Origin of the sequence: Periweissella beninensis (assembly GCF_016908275.1) — a bacterium.
Lineage (GTDB): Bacteria > Bacillota > Bacilli > Lactobacillales > Lactobacillaceae > Periweissella > Periweissella beninensis.
The window spans coordinates 45,178-60,436 of sequence record NZ_JAFBDN010000001.1 but is presented as its reverse complement, the minus strand read 5'-3'; the positions used below and the strand labels follow the sequence as shown (position 1 = coordinate 60,436).

General features: G+C 40.6%; 14 protein-coding genes and 2 tRNA genes. 9 read left to right on the top strand and 7 right to left on the bottom strand.

Annotation, left to right across the window (positions count from 1 at the left end; genetic code table 11):
- Positions 1-112 precede the first annotated feature (112 nt).
- Genes JOC59_RS00280 through JOC59_RS00270 form a run of 3 tightly spaced genes read right to left on the bottom strand, consistent with a single transcriptional unit; the run spans position 113 to position 4,014 of the window.
- On the bottom strand, positions 113-937 hold the full coding sequence (locus tag JOC59_RS00280) for a hypothetical protein (RefSeq protein ID WP_205142795.1): 825 nt from the start codon (positions 935-937) through the stop codon (positions 113-115).
- A 19-nt stretch (positions 938-956) separates the two neighbouring features.
- Positions 957-2,468, bottom strand: coding sequence for a glycosyltransferase (locus tag JOC59_RS09460; protein ID WP_205142794.1), 1,512 nt, complete (start codon positions 2,466-2,468; stop codon positions 957-959).
- 19 nt (positions 2,469-2,487) lie between these two features.
- Positions 2,488-4,014 (bottom strand): glycosyltransferase, encoded by a 1,527-nt coding sequence (locus JOC59_RS00270; protein WP_205142793.1) that lies wholly within the window; start codon positions 4,012-4,014, stop codon positions 2,488-2,490.
- Positions 4,015-4,179: 165 nt separating this feature from the next.
- On the opposite strand from JOC59_RS00270, the gene JOC59_RS00265 reads away from it, so the two are divergent.
- Complete coding sequence (locus JOC59_RS00265; RefSeq protein WP_205142792.1) at positions 4,180-4,545, top strand: arsenate reductase family protein; 366 nt, start codon at positions 4,180-4,182, stop codon at positions 4,543-4,545.
- A 66-nt stretch (positions 4,546-4,611) separates the two neighbouring features.
- On the opposite strand, the gene JOC59_RS00260 is transcribed toward JOC59_RS00265, so the two are convergent.
- Both JOC59_RS00260 and JOC59_RS00255 read right to left on the bottom strand, forming a co-directional pair.
- A tRNA-Lys gene (locus JOC59_RS00260) sits at positions 4,612-4,684 on the bottom strand.
- A gap of 47 nt (positions 4,685-4,731) precedes the next feature.
- Positions 4,732-4,804: transfer RNA gene (locus tag JOC59_RS00255), tRNA-Lys, on the bottom strand.
- Positions 4,805-5,295: 491 nt separating this feature from the next.
- Between JOC59_RS00255 and yycF the strand changes: the two genes are divergently transcribed.
- The 6 genes from yycF (at position 5,296) to JOC59_RS00225 (ending at position 12,343) form a co-directional block, all read left to right on the top strand.
- Positions 5,296-6,003, top strand: a complete 708-nt coding sequence (gene yycF, locus JOC59_RS00250) for a response regulator YycF (RefSeq protein ID WP_205142791.1) — start codon at positions 5,296-5,298, stop codon at positions 6,001-6,003.
- Positions 6,004-6,068: 65 nt separating this feature from the next.
- Positions 6,069-7,922 carry a cell wall metabolism sensor histidine kinase WalK gene (gene walK / locus JOC59_RS00245; RefSeq protein ID WP_205142790.1) on the top strand — a complete coding sequence of 618 codons (1,854 nt, stop codon included), beginning with the start codon at positions 6,069-6,071 and terminating at the stop codon, positions 7,920-7,922.
- Positions 7,912-9,264: a YycH family regulatory protein gene (locus JOC59_RS00240; RefSeq protein ID WP_205142789.1), complete on the top strand. Its 1,353-nt coding sequence runs from the start codon at positions 7,912-7,914 to the stop codon at positions 9,262-9,264. The genes walK and JOC59_RS00240 overlap by 11 nt, the downstream gene beginning before the upstream one ends.
- 14 nt (positions 9,265-9,278) lie before the next feature.
- Positions 9,279-10,118: a two-component system regulatory protein YycI gene (locus JOC59_RS00235; protein WP_205142788.1), complete on the top strand. Its 840-nt coding sequence runs from the start codon at positions 9,279-9,281 to the stop codon at positions 10,116-10,118.
- 20 nt (positions 10,119-10,138) lie between these two features.
- Positions 10,139-10,954, top strand: a complete 816-nt coding sequence (locus JOC59_RS00230) for an MBL fold metallo-hydrolase (protein ID WP_205142787.1) — start codon at positions 10,139-10,141, stop codon at positions 10,952-10,954.
- Positions 10,955-11,089: 135 nt separating this feature from the next.
- Positions 11,090-12,343, top strand: a complete 1,254-nt coding sequence (locus tag JOC59_RS00225) for a S1C family serine protease (RefSeq protein ID WP_205142786.1) — start codon at positions 11,090-11,092, stop codon at positions 12,341-12,343.
- A 100-nt stretch (positions 12,344-12,443) separates the two neighbouring features.
- Here JOC59_RS00225 and JOC59_RS00220 read toward each other — a convergent pair whose 3' ends face one another.
- The gene (locus JOC59_RS00220) at positions 12,444-13,037 is read right to left on the bottom strand and encodes a TVP38/TMEM64 family protein (RefSeq protein ID WP_205142785.1); all 594 of its coding nucleotides are present in this window, start codon (positions 13,035-13,037) and stop codon (positions 12,444-12,446) included.
- 68 nt (positions 13,038-13,105) lie between these two features.
- On the opposite strand from JOC59_RS00220, the gene JOC59_RS00215 reads away from it, so the two are divergent.
- Both JOC59_RS00215 and JOC59_RS00210 read left to right on the top strand, forming a co-directional pair.
- Positions 13,106-13,792: an NAD(P)H-dependent oxidoreductase gene (locus JOC59_RS00215; RefSeq protein ID WP_205142784.1), complete on the top strand. Its 687-nt coding sequence runs from the start codon at positions 13,106-13,108 to the stop codon at positions 13,790-13,792.
- On the top strand, positions 13,792-13,974 hold the full coding sequence (locus tag JOC59_RS00210; RefSeq protein ID WP_205142783.1) for a hypothetical protein: 183 nt from the start codon (positions 13,792-13,794) through the stop codon (positions 13,972-13,974). Before JOC59_RS00215 ends, JOC59_RS00210 begins: the two co-directional genes overlap by 1 nt.
- Before the next feature lie 141 nt (positions 13,975-14,115).
- Here JOC59_RS00210 and JOC59_RS00205 read toward each other — a convergent pair whose 3' ends face one another.
- Complete coding sequence (locus JOC59_RS00205) at positions 14,116-15,138, bottom strand: GntR family transcriptional regulator (RefSeq protein WP_205142782.1); 1,023 nt, start codon at positions 15,136-15,138, stop codon at positions 14,116-14,118.
- Positions 15,139-15,259: the final 121 nt, after the last annotated feature.

Genomic DNA, 15,259 nt, shown 5'->3' with positions numbered 1-15,259 from the left:
TAACAATGTGGTTTAAACAATGTTAATCATACTTTATTTTTATTTAAAAAACAAGTTAAAGCCGAACAGTTTTCTGTTATGGTAACAAAACTTTAACAATCACCCGGCTTTGTTACAATTCTGATAAGATTTCAGCATAATCTTCATCATCTGTTAATGTTAGTAAATCTTGGTAGAGGGTTTTAGCTTGTGCCGTGAGTTCCATTTCGAGTAATGTCGTTCCAAATTCGGTTAAGGCGACTTCGATCGCTTCATTATAATTAATTGGTAAGCCTGCATCGGTAACTAAGGCAAAGTCAGCGTCCGTTAAGTCATCAAGTGGCAAGGATAGCTGTTCGTTCCACGTGCTTAGTTTGGCTATCCGGCCATTTGTTTCGTTAAAGGCGCAACTAATCGTTAGTAAAACCACCCCAACATGGGCGTTATGTTGATAACTATACGTATAGTTAGCAAGGGCTTCAAAAACCGCGGCCACATCAGCCACCTGATATGCATATTGCCAAGCGTAAGTGGCCCATTTTTGAACAGTCGGCCAATCTTGGTGGCGGGTTGCTAAAGCCACGACTTTTAAAGCGGCTGGCACGTTGGTTGGTTCGAGGGTTAGGCCTATACCATAATTAAGGAGCGCCTCCGCGTAGTTATCATCTTTCGCGTCTAATAACTCAGCCTTAATAAAGTAATACTGACTAATTGGGAGCGCTAAGTGTTCAACTTCGACGCTCCAATCATGCGCATCAATGGCATTAAAGAGCGTCATCGCGATCGTGTCGCTAAAATAGCGGTGGATGGTGTCTTCAGTATCCGTTACCACTAATAAATCGGCATACTTTTCGCCAAAAAGCTTAAATAGTTGGTAAGCCCCATTAGTATTATGGTAGGTTACTAGTTCGTCTTGAATATCATTAAGTTCGCGTTTAAATGTAAGTTCATCAACCATTGCGTAAATTCCTTTCGATTTAACCAAGCAAACCAGTTGCTTGGTATTGTGCTAGTACTTTAGTTGGTGAGTAGTTAGCGGCGATCGTGGCCGCGGCCTGTTGTTGGGCTTGGTGGTCAGATGTGGCAAAGAAATGCACTACCTGTTTTACGAGGAGGGACCGTTTCCGCGGGCTGACAGTCACAATCGCCTGTTGATCTGGATCGATATCACGAGGGCCGTAGTTAAAGGCATAACTAATTACTGGTGTGCTAAAGCTCAAGGCTTGTAACAATGTTAGTGGTTGCACATCCCCTTTTTGAGTGGTTAAAAATAAAGCGGCCGTCTTTAATTCTTGTGCTAAAGCTGGTGTTTGGAGATAACCGGGGAAGCTAATATCGGCAATGTTTTGCTTGGCAACATCATTTTTCAGTTGTTCATACGCTTCACCGTAGCCGGCCATCACCAATGAAAGGTGGGGAAATTCTTTTTTCGCTTTACTATAAGCGACAACGATATCTTTTAGCGCTTCATAATCATTTAACAAACCGGCATAGATGATTTTACCCGCCGTTTTGGGTTCAGTTGGCGCAGTCGGATGAGTAATCGCCCGACTAACGGCATAAATCGGCGTTTTAGTTGAAGTAAGATCATCAGCACTACCACCTAACCACCGCCGTAAGTCTTGGGCTTGGTGTTCGGTTGCCACTAGGACGGCATCAAAATCACGCAAGTGTTCATAGATACTATAGTAGTATTCATTGTTTAAGTTAGCCGTTACTTGATCATCGGGATCACTTGTATGTAATGTCGGTACCATGAGGACTTTTTGAACCGTTTGGCGCATTTCCAATACCGGTTGGGCTAAATTAGGGCGGTCAACATACAGCACGGCAGCATCATCAGCTTGGGTGTAGACGTTGAGGAAAAAGCTGATAAGCGCATTTTCATGATTAAATGTATATGTTTGGCCAGCGTGATTAAGTTGTAGACGATATAGGACCACCTGATTGTCAACGACGTGGAAGAACCGCGTTAAAACGGGTTGCTCCGTGTTAACGTCATATAGGACCTGTTCCAAAACGTTGCCCTGGGCACTGTAAAGTTCTGCACTGATTAAAAAGCCCCGGGGATCCCAGTATTCAGTCCGGTAATGCTTACCAAAGGTATCGTAGTAATCGATTTTACCAGTTGTTTCAACGAGTCCGGGAATGTAGTGCACTTTGGCGCGCACGCGATCACCTTCTTTAATGGTTGCTTGATTAGCATCGCTATTGTCCCACGTCCACGCGTTGGGGAGTGGTAAGTCTGCTAGGTGATGGCGCGGGGTTTGTTTAAACTGGGCGGTGTTGGCAAAGAAATCATACATGTTAACAACATCAGCATCAGTTAAATCTTGGTTTTTAACCCGTAATGGATTTAGGTAGTCCCAATTTAAAGTGATATATTTAGCAGCAAGATTATTACTTTTGAATAATTTTAAGCGCATTAACGCTGCGTGTTCGATCGAACTATTAATATCAACAAGGGAGTAATTAATAAAATAATGCACAGTAAAGCTCCTTTTTATATTATTTTAAATAATTATTTTCATAATCATCAGTGACAACTTGCCATTGGCGCCAGACGTTTTCAGCGGAATAACGGCGGGCATCAGTATAGGCATTCGCAGATAGGGTTGTTTGTAGCTGTTCATCGCTCATAATGGCAATGATTTTGGCCGCAAGCATGTCAATATTATTATTTTCGACTAAGAATCCATCTTGACCATCAATGACTAAGTCGCTAGGACCATATTTCACGTTGTTAACCACTTGTGGTAGTCCGTGTGATTGGGCTTCGAGAATTGATAACGAGAAACCTTCCATACGTGATGAAAGGACACTTAGGCCCACCCGATCCATTTCTTGGTTAACCGTTGAGCTGTAACCTTTAAGACTGATGACATCTTCTAGGTGCGCTTCTTTAATCGCTTTTTTGACTTGATCGCCGTAATCGCCGTTGGGGTAACCCCAAAATTCAGCACGCGCATCAGGAACTTGCTTGCGTACTTGAACCATCGCTTTAACAACATCGATTTGTTGTTTTTCGGGGGCGAGCCGCGCAGCCACGATTAAGGTATGCTTTTCACGCTTGGCAAAATCAACCTGATTGGCAAGTTGGGCATCGCTAACATAAGACACCGGAATCGTGATGGCCCGCATTTTAGGCCACCGTGCTAAAACATCTTTGGTTTGGGTATCGGTAGCCGAAATCATGTAGTGGAAATGGTCTTGGTTTTTAATCATGAAGGTGAAAAAGCCGTTCAAACTGGAATGCATGATATCATCCGTATCAGTGACATGGCTATTATGGAAATGGCCAATCGGATAATTAGGTGTTACCATGTGGGTTGAGGCCCAGGCTGTTTCCGAAGCACGGTCAAAAATAAAAGCATTGTGGCCATTATATGCAAGGTTTAGCTCATCAAAGAAATGGCGCATGTAGCCTTGGACCCCATCAAAGGTATACCAGACGTTATCTTTACCACGTAAGCGATAGACGGTCACGTCGACCTTATTATCAAAATTAATTTGATGATAATTTTCGATGACTGGTTGACCAGTGACATCTAGCCACTGTTCAACAGTTAGCCAATCATTATTGGTATCATAGTGATCACGTTTACTCAAAAAGCCACGAATATCATAATAATCGATATAGATGGTTTTGCCTTCATCATCAAGATAGCGAATCAAGTCAATTTGTTTTTGGGTATCGGCAAACGTCGTGATTTGCATGATTACTTTATGGTTTAATACCACTTGGTATTGATGATTTACGCTTTTTTTAAGGAGTGCATGCTCCGGTAAAACGAGGGTATCTAATGTTGCTGGGGTGAAGGGAACATCAGCGACCTTTTGATAGTAATCAAACAGATTAATGACATCGTTATTTAAACCATCAGTCGTTAATGAAGCGTAGACAGTGCGATGGTAGTTCGTAGTTATGATTTTTGCATCTTTATTATGCATTTTGAATAATTCAAGCCGGCGAATAATTGCATGTTCAATCCCGGACTTTTGCGTATCAACAATCGTATCGACAAAAAAATACATTATATACATCCTTTTAATAAAATTTAAATCGTTTATTTATTCTAAAATAACAATTCATTCACAGTACAAGTATACTAAATTAACTAAGTTGAGGTATACTGAATAAAAATAAATTTTGAATTAATTAAGATTACAAAATGGTAACAAAAGACCGGAGGAAGCGCGATGTTATTTATTTGCTATAAAAAATGTAGTACTTGTGCCAAGGCGCGCAAGTGGTTGTTAGCTAATCACTTTGTCTTTGCTGAACGGGATATCAAAGATGAACGCCCAAATGTGTTGGAAATTAAAAAATGGCATCACCAAAGTGGTTTGCCATTAAAACGGTTTTTTAATACGAGTGGGTTAGTCTATCGGCAACTAAATTTAAAAGCGAAACTAGCTAATTTATCGACGACGGAACAATATGAACTACTTGCCAGTGATGGCATGTTAGTTAAGCGGCCAATCTTAATAACTGATGATCAGCAAGTGCTAGTTGGGTTTCACGAAGCGACCTGGCAAGCGTGTTTGAAGCGGACCGCTAAATAGATTTTTAGCCACAAAAAAACTGCGCCAAACCACTTGTATAAATGGTTGGTGCAGTTTTTGATATGATGGACAGTCAGGGGATCGAACCCTGGACCCACGGATTAAGAGTCCGTTGCTCTGCCAGCTGAGCTAACTGTCCATGCAGTAAATATGTGTCCCATAAGGGGGTACCACTTCGCGTGGTAATGGACAGTCAGGGGATCGAACCCTGGACCCACGGATTAAGAGTCCGTTGCTCTGCCAGCTGAGCTAACTGTCCATATGTCGTCTTAACAACAGAGACTATAATACCACGTAGAAAAAACGGATGCAAGCTTTTTTTTAAGAGTGTGCCAAGCAACGTTAAAATAATGCGCATTAAGGACTGATTTTAGCAGTAGTTATTAAGCTACCAAAAAATTAAACTTAAGAGAACGATTTGTTACTTGAAACATGTTTAGAGTGTGACACTCACCGAGATCAGATTTAAACCAATGTCCGATAGTCACCGTTCAAACTAAGACCACGCTGTCCAATCAGAATTACCGTCCACAACTTTTATCTTCATATAATAATGAAACATTACAAAAACTTAACAAAGATAACATCACAATGCGATGCGCGCCCGCTTAGTGATATATGGTATAATTTATTTAATTTTAGTTGCGTAGATGTAATGGTGCGCTTTGTTAGATATAAATTAGTAAACTAAGTGATAAATAAAAGCAGGCATAAGCCTGTTCATCTACCAGAAGCGGAAGGATTTAAATTATGAGTAAAATATTAGTTGTTGATGATGAACGACCAATTTCGGATATCATCAAATTTACCTTAACCAAAGAAAATTTTGATGTGGTGACCGCCTATGACGGGGCCGAAGCCTTAGCCAAGTTTGAAAGCGAAGAACCTGATTTGATTTTACTAGATCAAATGCTACCAGAATTGGAAGGCAAGGAAGTATTACGGCAAATTCGAGCTAAGTCAACGGTACCAGTCATTATGGTGTCCGCCAAGGACTCCGAAATCGATAAAGTAGTCGGCCTAGAAATGGGAGCCGATGATTATATCACGAAGCCATTTTCTAATAGTGAGTTAGTCGCACGGGTTAAAGCTAACTTGCGCCGGCAAGCGGTAACGCCCGCACCAAAAGTTGAAGAAGAAGCGGAAAGTAGTGATATTGTCTTAGGCGATCTAGTTATTCATCCCGAAGCCTACATGGTTGCTAAACGGGGTGAAGATATTGAATTGACTCACCGTGAATTTGAACTACTCCATTATTTGGCCCAACACATCGGGCAAGTAATGACGCGCGAACACCTCTTACAGATTGTCTGGGGCTATGATTATTTCGGTGACGTGCGGACGGTTGATGTAACTGTGCGCCGTTTACGCGAAAAAATCGAAGATAACCCTAGTCATCCCGTCTGGTTGGTAACGCGCCGGGGTGTCGGCTATTTCTTGCGGAATGCCGAAGACTAATTAAACTAATGATAAAGAGAATGAGATAGATCCTGCTGGATCGCATCGTTAAGTGGAGGACTAACGTGCAACGTATTTTTAGATCGTTCCAATCCATCCATTTCAAAATTGCGCTCGTGTTTGCATTGATGTTATTGGTAACACTTGAACTCGTGGGCGCTTTTTTCGTGCATCAATTGGAACAACAAACGCGCAAAACTTTTAGCACCCAAATTCAGTTACAGTCGTATGTTAATCAGTCGCTAGGTGAGCAATTAATGCTGAGTAATCAAAGCAAAGCCAACCGTAAGATTCATACCATTTTAACGGATGTTAATAATCAAAATATCACCGAAATTCGGGTGATTGATGTTAAAGGCACCATTCGGGGCACGAGTGATGTTAATAATCAACAGATTATCGGCCAAAAAACGACGGATAATAATGTCAAAAATGCCCTATCGCAACGTTCATATGAGAAAGAAAACGTTGAAGTTCAAAATGGTGACCGTTATGAGGTTACCACGACGCCAGTTGTCACCGTGCAAGGTAATCACAATGCGATTGTCGGTGTGATTGTCGTGCGGGCGAATATGGAATCAGTTTATAAAAGTATCAATAATATTACAGGTATTTATATCTATGCCTCGATTATCGCAATTATTTTAGGGGTCGGCATGGCGTTTGTGATTGCCCGGGCGATTACCCGGCCAATTGAAGAGATTAATCTCCAGACCCGCCTGATTGCGGATGGCGACTACAGTGGCCAAGTCAAAATTTATGGAAATGATGAATTAGGTCAACTAGCGCAAGCTGTAAATGTCTTGTCTGATCGGGTTGAAGAGTCAACAGCCGCCTCAGAGTCGGAACGGCGGCGTTTAGATTCCGTATTGGCTCATATGAGTGATGGGGTGCTAGCCACGGATCGCCGGGGGAATGTGACGATTATCAACGATGAAGCACTTACCTTATTAGGTCTCGCCCATACCGAAGATGCGGTTGGTCAGTCGATTATCGACTTACTTGATATTGGTGAAGAGTACACCTTACGGCAGTTATTGGAAAAACAAGAAGAACTCGTGCTTGATTTATCCCAAGTGGACCATGAATTAATTTTGCACGCCTATATCAGTTTAATCCAGCGGGCATCGGGGTTTATTTCCGGTCTAGTTATTGTCCTACATGATGTTACCGAACAAGAAAAAATTGAACGTGATCGCAAAGCCTTTGTCTCGAACGTGTCGCATGAATTACGCACACCATTGACTTCAGTTCGCTCATATATTGAAGCTTTAGCAGATGGCGCATGGCAAGATCCGGAAGTTGCGCCTAGTTTCTTAAAGGTTACTCAAGATGAAACTGAACGCATGATTCGCATGATTAATGATTTGTTGGCGCTATCACGCATGGACTCGGGGACGACCAAACTCGAACTCGAGTATGTTAATTTGAATGAACTGCTAAATTATATCTTGAATCGGTTTGATATGATTATCGAAAAAGATGATCATCCGGAAAAACAATATAGTATTAAGCGTGAGTTTACCGATAAGGATATCTGGGTTGAACTCGATACCGATAAGTTTACCCAAGTCGTCGATAATTTAATGAATAATGCGATTAAGTATTCGCCTGATGGTAGTGAAATTATTGTCCGGCTATTACAAACGCATAATTATGCCATTTTGAGTGTGACCGACCAAGGACTGGGAATTCCACGCAAAGATGTGCCTAAGATCTTTGACCGGTTCTTCCGCGTTGACAAAGCGCGTTCACGCAAACAAGGTGGTACCGGCCTTGGATTAGCGATCTCCAAAGAAGTTGTCCAACTGCTTGGTGGGCGTATCTGGGTTGATAGTGTTGAAGGTAAAGGGTCAACATTCTATATCTCATTACCATTTGAGAAATATGATGCAGGGGATGATTGGGATGCAGAATAAAAAACGCTTTAAGTTAGTAACCAATTTTGGCATCGTCAGCCGCTTCGTATTACCCGTCAGTTTGACGATTGCCATCGTGATTAATTTGATTTTTACGGGTTTGATTTCGATAAATCCAGCCCATTTCACACATACTAATAAAAGTACGACACGAAGCACAGCTGAGAACTCAACGATAACGGCGCGTACGATTAGTGATATCTATTCACCAACGCAAGTGCTTCAAACTGATGCTAGTCAGGCGCAAAAGTTACTCTATGATAACAAAGTGAATGTGATCAACGAAGTGCAAAAGAGTATGCGCCAGTGGCAGTTTACAAAGACAAGTAAGGTGACCAGGCTATCGGCCCAGGCGTATGCGCAACTACTGCAACAAGCTAATATGCTGTTATTGAATTACCCGGATTTACTAGCCGGTTCGTTATTTAATACGGTCTATCAACAAAAAATTAAATTTGATCGTAAGCTCGAGTTTAATCGAATTTTGATTCCAACCAAAAATCCCAAACATATTTATCTCTTAAATGATAGTCAGTTTAGTGTGCAAGCCTTAAATGTCACACCGCGAGGCTTAAAGAAATTGCTTAAAAAAATTAATCAAGCAAGTGGGAAAGTCCCGGTGAGCGAACGTTTATATGAGAAAAATGTGTTATTAACGTATACGCAAGGAGTAACTTTAAAACAGTATTCATACCTATTGAATAAGCAAACTGCTAATAGTTTAGTTAAGGGGTTGTTAAATAACGGGGGCTTATCCTCAGTTAAGACGAAAAAGCAAACCAACCGAACAGTCTACGAAGACGGCAATTTCCGCCGAATGACGGTCTTTAGTAAAAGTGGCGTGGTTAGCTATCAAAACTTTGATGGCTCCCGAGATGCGACTGGTTATAGTAAGATCCTTCGCAACGCCTATACTGATTTGGTCAGTATCGGAGTGCCGTTAGATAACATGCGTTTTTTTGAAACAAATGAAGATGCGACGAATTTTGTGTATCGGACGTACGTTGAGGGGTTCCCGATTTTTAATCAAACCCGTTATGGAAGTGTCCAGTTGAACTATGATACGCAAGGTAACACACAAATGCGTTTCTCATTATATTCATTGCAAGTCCCACTACCAAATAACAAACCAACGGTCACATTGATGTCTAGTGATGCGGTGTTGGCGAGGTTAGTTGCGCATGGCATTGCGATTAAAAACATTCAGGATATGCAAGTTGGTTATCGGTGGACAACTAATAGTAGTTCAAATATGGTCATCGATTTGAAGCCCGTGTGGTATATAGAAATTAATGATGAATGGTTGCGCCTTGATCAATGGCTGACAAAAAATAATAATTAGGGGGGATGCGATAGATGGATTTTAGAAGAATTCAGTGGATATTTCTGCTAATCTTTATTGCGATTGATGTTTTCTTATCGGTGCAGTGGTATCAAGGATTTCAACCAGAAACCAGTGGCGCAGCGGGCTCGCTAACCGTTTTGAAAGAAATCCGCAATGACGGTATTTCAACGGGTACGTTATCTAAACAAGCCGGTGAAGGATTTTACGTGGCGGGACAGCTGAACAATGAGCTAAGGCAAAAAGCTAGCCAAATCAAGGTGGGCACACCGACGTTTAATGCGACTAAGCATAGCTTAACGGTTAAATTGGCTAGTAAAAACCAATTTACAGTTAATTTAAAGCACCCAGCGCGCAAGCTTGACCCGTTTAGTGCACAAGCAACCAATGTGATTAATGGGACAAGCTATGTCTATAATGCGCGGTTGACGGCCCTCGCAACTAAGGAAATCGTCTACGTACAAACCTTGCCGACCGGGTTAGTAATTGCTACTAATGGGCAATTACGGTTTAAAATTAATAGTGCCGGGAAAGTCGTTAGCTACACGCAAACCTATATTGCTAATCCGCAAACCTTACGGGAACGGACGACTACCATTAGCGAACAAAAGGCGGTAATTTGGTTGTATCAGTATAATCAATTAGCGAATGGGGCTAAAATTATTTGGCACCGTCTTGCGTATGCGAAATTATTGAAGATTGATAACACGGTTGTGTATGTGCCAACCTGGTTCTTTGGTGTTCAAAATGGGAACAGTAGTGATATCGAAATTAAAAAAGTAAATGCCTTTACAGGCGAAATCATGCAAACCAAAACGACAAGTACCAAGAATGTCGCCAGTAGTCAGATTTAACATGGTTAGAAAGGGGTAATGTGGTTGATTTATTTTCAGATGATGCTTTAAAAATTAGTTCATTAGCGAGTGGTAGTTCAGGGAATGTTACCTATATTGAAACACCCAACCATAAGGTGTTAGTTGATGCTGGTTTGTCTGGTAAAAAAATCGAACAATTGATGAACTCGATTAATCGTTCGCTTAAAGATGTCGATGCCATATTTGTCACCCATGAGCATATTGATCATATTAAAGGGGTTGGTATTTTAGCCCGCAAATATGGGATGCCAGTCTATGCTAATCAGGCTACGTGGGCAGCAATGGCTAGCAAGATCGGTAAAGTAGCACCAACTCAACAGTTGATTTTTGAGCCGGGGAAAACATTAGATTTAGGCGATTTGGATGTCGAAAGCTTTGCAGTATCCCATGATGCTGCGAACCCACAATTTTACCAATTCCACCATGCTAATAAAACCTTTGCGATTGTGACGGATACGGGTTATTTATCTGATCGCTTGCAAGGAACCTTAAAAAATGCGGATGCTTATCTACTCGAAACAAACCATGACGTCGAGATGCTCAGAATGGGCAGTTATGCGTGGTCGCTAAAGCAACGCATTTTGGGTGATAAGGGTCATTTGTCGAATGAAGATGGGGCCTTAGCGGCAATTGATTTATTAGGTAATAATACCAAACAGATTTATTTGGGGCATCTGAGTCAGGAAAATAACCAAAAGATTTTAGCACATTTAACGGTGGAGCAAATTATGCAACAACGTGATATCGCTGTTAATCATGATTTTAAGCTTTGGGATACGGATCCTAATCAGGCCACACCTTTAAGAGCTATTTAAAATTGGTAAGGAAAGGACGCAAAATGCGCTCTTTTTTGCTATTATATAGGTATTGATGCTATTTAACGCTAATTTAATGTTAGTACAGTAGCATAACATAAAAACTAATGACAAAAGTTAGAGTGGAGGCAGGCTATGGAAAACGACAACCAAAAAAGCCGCGTAAAAAGTGGAACAACCAAGGTCGTAGTGATGAGTTTAGTGGCCGGTATGCTTGGTGGGGGAATTGTTATCAGTGGAGATAATGCCTATGAAGCATGGCAACAAAATCATATTTCAAGTTCAAGCAAAACGACGACTGGCAACGTCAAAGTCCAAACGACTAAAGCGGAAAGTAATAGTGCGACGAAAGCATTTAATAGTGTTTCGGGCGCAGTAGTGTCTGTGATTAATTTGCAAAAAAGCAGTACTAACAGTACGCTAAACTCGATATTTGGAAGCAGTTCAAGCTCGAGCTCAAGTAAAAAAAGTACATTAGAAACGGCTTCAGAAGGATCAGGGGTCATTTTTAAAAAGAGCAATGGCATCGCCTATATTGTGACTAATAACCACGTTGTCTCAGGATCAAATGCGTTGCAAGTAATTATGAGTGACGGCACTAAGTTGACAGCCAAACTAGTGGGGACTGATGAAACGACTGATTTAGCCGTCTTAAAGATTAATGCAAGCAAGGTAACCCAGATTGCTAGTTTTGGTAATTCAAACGATATAAATGTCGGCCAAACTGTGTTAGCGATTGGTTCACCATTAGGCTCACAGTATGCAACGAGTGTGACGCAAGGGATTATTTCTGCTAAGAAGCGTACCGTTGCAGCCACGAATGATGATGGCGTCCAAACGGGTAATGCCACCGTTATTCAAACTGATGCGGCAATTAATCCTGGTAATTCAGGTGGGCCATTGATTAACTTGAGTGGCCAGGTAATTGGGATTAACTCGATGAAATTAGCTAGTGACTCAAACGGCACTTCGGTTGAGGGGATGGGCTTTTCAATTCCATCGAATGAAGTGGTCAGCATTATTAATCAAATCATCAGTTCGGGTTCAGTTAAACGACCAGCCCTTGGGGTGACCTTGATTGACTTAAGCAATATTACAAGTAGTGATCAAAAGAGTGTCCTTAAGTTACCAACTTCGATAACTAAGGGGGTTGTGATTATGCAAACCCTTAAGCAAAGTCCTGCGAAAACAGCCGGTATTAAGAAGTATGATGTGATCGTGGCAATGGATGGTAAAAAGGTGACGAGTCAAGCGACCCTGCGTGAGATTTTGTTTAGTCATAAAATTGGGGATAGTGTGAAAGTGAAATACTATCGTGGTAGTACGTTAAAGACAACCACAATTAAGTTGACATTAGATACGACAACGCTCAATAAAGAAACAAAATAGCGCTTGCTCAGATGATAAAATACGTAAAAAGGCCGAATTTTAACAAATTCAGGCCTTTTTATTTTTAATAGTTAGTGATTATTCATTTTTTGGTAGGCTCTTAGCCAATGAAAAGTTTAGCAAGACCGGAGTAACTAGCAATACTAAGCGGTTTAGCGATTAAAATAATTATGCAAAATGTGCGGAGTGACATTTTCGATAAACCAGCAATCATCGTTAGGAGATCATCAGGGAAGCCAGGTAATAAAATCGCGACGATAAAAAATTTGGCAAAACGGCGTTCATTTTGATCAAGCCATGTTAAGTATTTCGTACGTTGCTTTAATGAAAAAAGATGTATCAGGAGTTGACCGCCAAAATAACGGGCTAAGAGGAAGGCCAAGGTCGAGCCAATTATGATACCGAGGTAATTATATAAAAAGCCCCACCATGGCCCAAATAACAAAACGCCCGCTGTGAGGGTTAGCGCCCCGGGAATAATGGGGATAATAATTTGACAAATTTGTAGTGCGATAAAAATAAGGGGTGCTAGCAAGGGATGTGCATCAAGGCCTACTAATTTTTGCAAGACCTTGAGGTTAGTAAAGGCACCGATTTGCCATAGATAAACCGTTAAGCTGAGCGTGGCGATGATGCCTAGATAACTTATTATCTGTAAAACATGGTATGTTTGAATTTTAGTAGTTTTTTTCATAATGTGCTATCCTATTTAAGTATGAAACAGTGCCAAGTAAACCTAAGTATAGATAAGTGAGACCTACGATGAAAACTTTAATTATTGTTGCGCATCCTAATTTTGAAGATTCGGCAACTCAACAATTTTTACAACATAATTATCCCCAAGAAGATGTCACCTGGCACCGACTAACAGATCAACAAATTGATGTGGGGCATGAACAAGCATTATTACAAGCGCATACTCGCATTATATTTCAATTTCCCCTATATTGGTATAGTATGCCGGCCATTTTAAGAGAATGGCAAGATTTAGTATTAACCGCAGGGTTTGCCTACGGTCGGGGAGCAACGCTTGGGGCCAAAGAGTTTGGAATCGTTGTTTCAATGGGCCAACCAGTTGCTGAGTATCAGGCAGGTGGTAAGGAAGAGTATACGATTTCTGAGTTATTGAAACCACTACAGGCGATGGCGCATAAGCTTAATTGGCAATATGCTAAACCGTTGGTGATTAGTCAGTTTCAATATATGACTGTTCATCAAAGATTACAGTTAGTAATGCAATACCATCAATATTTAACGCAGGTTGGCACAGGCTTTGATGCCCAGCAAGCATGGTATTGTGCGCAGTTACAAAAGCGGATTAAGGCAAGTGATGATAGTGAAGTTCAAGCGAAATTAAAGCTGATTTTGGCACAAATACAGGCTAATACTGATGAACTAACTGAATTACATTGGACAGTCGACATGATTAGAGATGCGGAGGAGACATAATGGATGATGAACAGATGTGGCTCATAGCGTTAATTAATGAATTAAAGCAGGAAAGTCGTAGTTTTGTCGATCAGGCTTTTTTTATGGGGTTGGAAACCATGGTAAATGAACAAGTAACGCGATTAGAGCAAAATACTGGTGAGCTAGATGGTCGTATTTGGAATCCCAAAAGATGGGGTTAGTCCAAAGCAGAGGGCAAAGCGTCCTTAATGGTGGTTGAAAATAGCACAAAAGACTGAACTTAGTAAGTTCAGTCTTTTGTGGCGTGTGAAGCGCCTTACCATTATGGGCAACAGATTGGGTTAAATTAAGGGTAAGCACGCTTATTTTTTTCGTTGTTTAACTAAGTTTTGTAATAAGACATTTAGTTGTTCGTGAACTTGTTTATCATGGAAGTTACGTAAACTAAGGTATAACGAAATCGGATCAACCGCAATTTGATAATTGGTTGGTAAAAACTGGCTAAAAATGGCGGCATCATATTTCCATAATTCGACAGCCAAGTGTTTTTTAGGTGCTAGTGAGGCGTTGAACTCTGGAATGCACACTGTCCGCAAGTTAGCTGTTAAGTCTTTGGCTGGAATTGCCCAGTTAAGCATGGCACTAGGTGCTACTAACGTAAATTTACTTAGAGCAGTTAGGTTGGTTAAACGCTTGTTGGTAATTTTAGTAGCATCATTTAACGGAATGTAGACCGTTTTTTGAACTGGGCTAGGTAGGAAATGCAAAATTTCTTGAATCCAGGAGTTAAGATCAAAACCAGCGGGAATGGCAAAACTATGATTACGCGTATAACCGCTCGTTGCGAGCCAGCCAGCATCGACAAAGGTCCGTAAGGCACGGGAAATGGTCATTGGGGTAATATCCAGAAATTTGGCTAATTGGCGGACTTTAATATGAAAAATGTTACTATTATCATCTTGTAAAAGTTTCCAATAAATCAATGCTAAAATAATAATTTGTTGATTTTTAGATAACGAAATTAATTGCATTGTGGGCTTATTTAAAGTAACAGGTTTAATGGCAGGTAAGAAAAACCCATTATGACTGATAAAGCCAAAATTATTTTGCATAATATTTAACTGTGTCTCGCTAGTTAAATTATCTGTAATAAAGATGACGGGAAATGGAATGTTTTTCAGTAATTTAATTAATTGAATGAACCGATCATCATTAAGGTCGTCATCAATGTCAATCAGGACAAAATCATGATTGTTAATAACAACATTGGCTAAGGTGATATGGGTTCGAATAGGGGTTGGCATAAGGGCTGCCATATCAGGATTGGGGGTATAATTAACCAGTTTTAAGCCGTACTGATTAAGAATTTGTTGGACTTGGTTCAAGGGTTTTCTCCTTTTGTAACATTAATAAAAAAATTATATCATATTAATTTTTTATTAGCTATACTATTAAATAATTATAAATTTTAATTGAAATTACTAGGATAGAAGCAATTACTTGTAA

Bases quoted from the DNA above. Each gene is read 5' to 3' on its own strand.
- JOC59_RS00270 (WP_205142793.1), bottom strand. From the start codon at position 4,014: ATGTATTTTTTTGTCGATACGATTGTTGATACGCAAAAGTCCGGGATT.
- JOC59_RS00215 (WP_205142784.1), top strand. From the start codon at position 13,106: ATGAAAACTTTAATTATTGTTGCGCATCCTAATTTTGAAGATTCGGCA.
- JOC59_RS00220 (WP_205142785.1), bottom strand. From the start codon at position 13,037: ATGAAAAAAACTACTAAAATTCAAACATACCATGTTTTACAGATAATA.
- JOC59_RS00235 (WP_205142788.1), top strand. From the start codon at position 9,279: ATGGATTTTAGAAGAATTCAGTGGATATTTCTGCTAATCTTTATTGCG.
- JOC59_RS00240 (WP_205142789.1), top strand. From the start codon at position 7,912: ATGCAGAATAAAAAACGCTTTAAGTTAGTAACCAATTTTGGCATCGTC.
- JOC59_RS00210 (WP_205142783.1), top strand. From the start codon at position 13,792: ATGGATGATGAACAGATGTGGCTCATAGCGTTAATTAATGAATTAAAG.
- JOC59_RS00280 (WP_205142795.1), bottom strand. From the start codon at position 937: ATGGTTGATGAACTTACATTTAAACGCGAACTTAATGATATTCAAGAC.
- JOC59_RS00265 (WP_205142792.1), top strand. From the start codon at position 4,180: ATGTTATTTATTTGCTATAAAAAATGTAGTACTTGTGCCAAGGCGCGC.
- yycF (WP_205142791.1), top strand. From the start codon at position 5,296: ATGAGTAAAATATTAGTTGTTGATGATGAACGACCAATTTCGGATATC.
- JOC59_RS00225 (WP_205142786.1), top strand. From the start codon at position 11,090: ATGGAAAACGACAACCAAAAAAGCCGCGTAAAAAGTGGAACAACCAAG.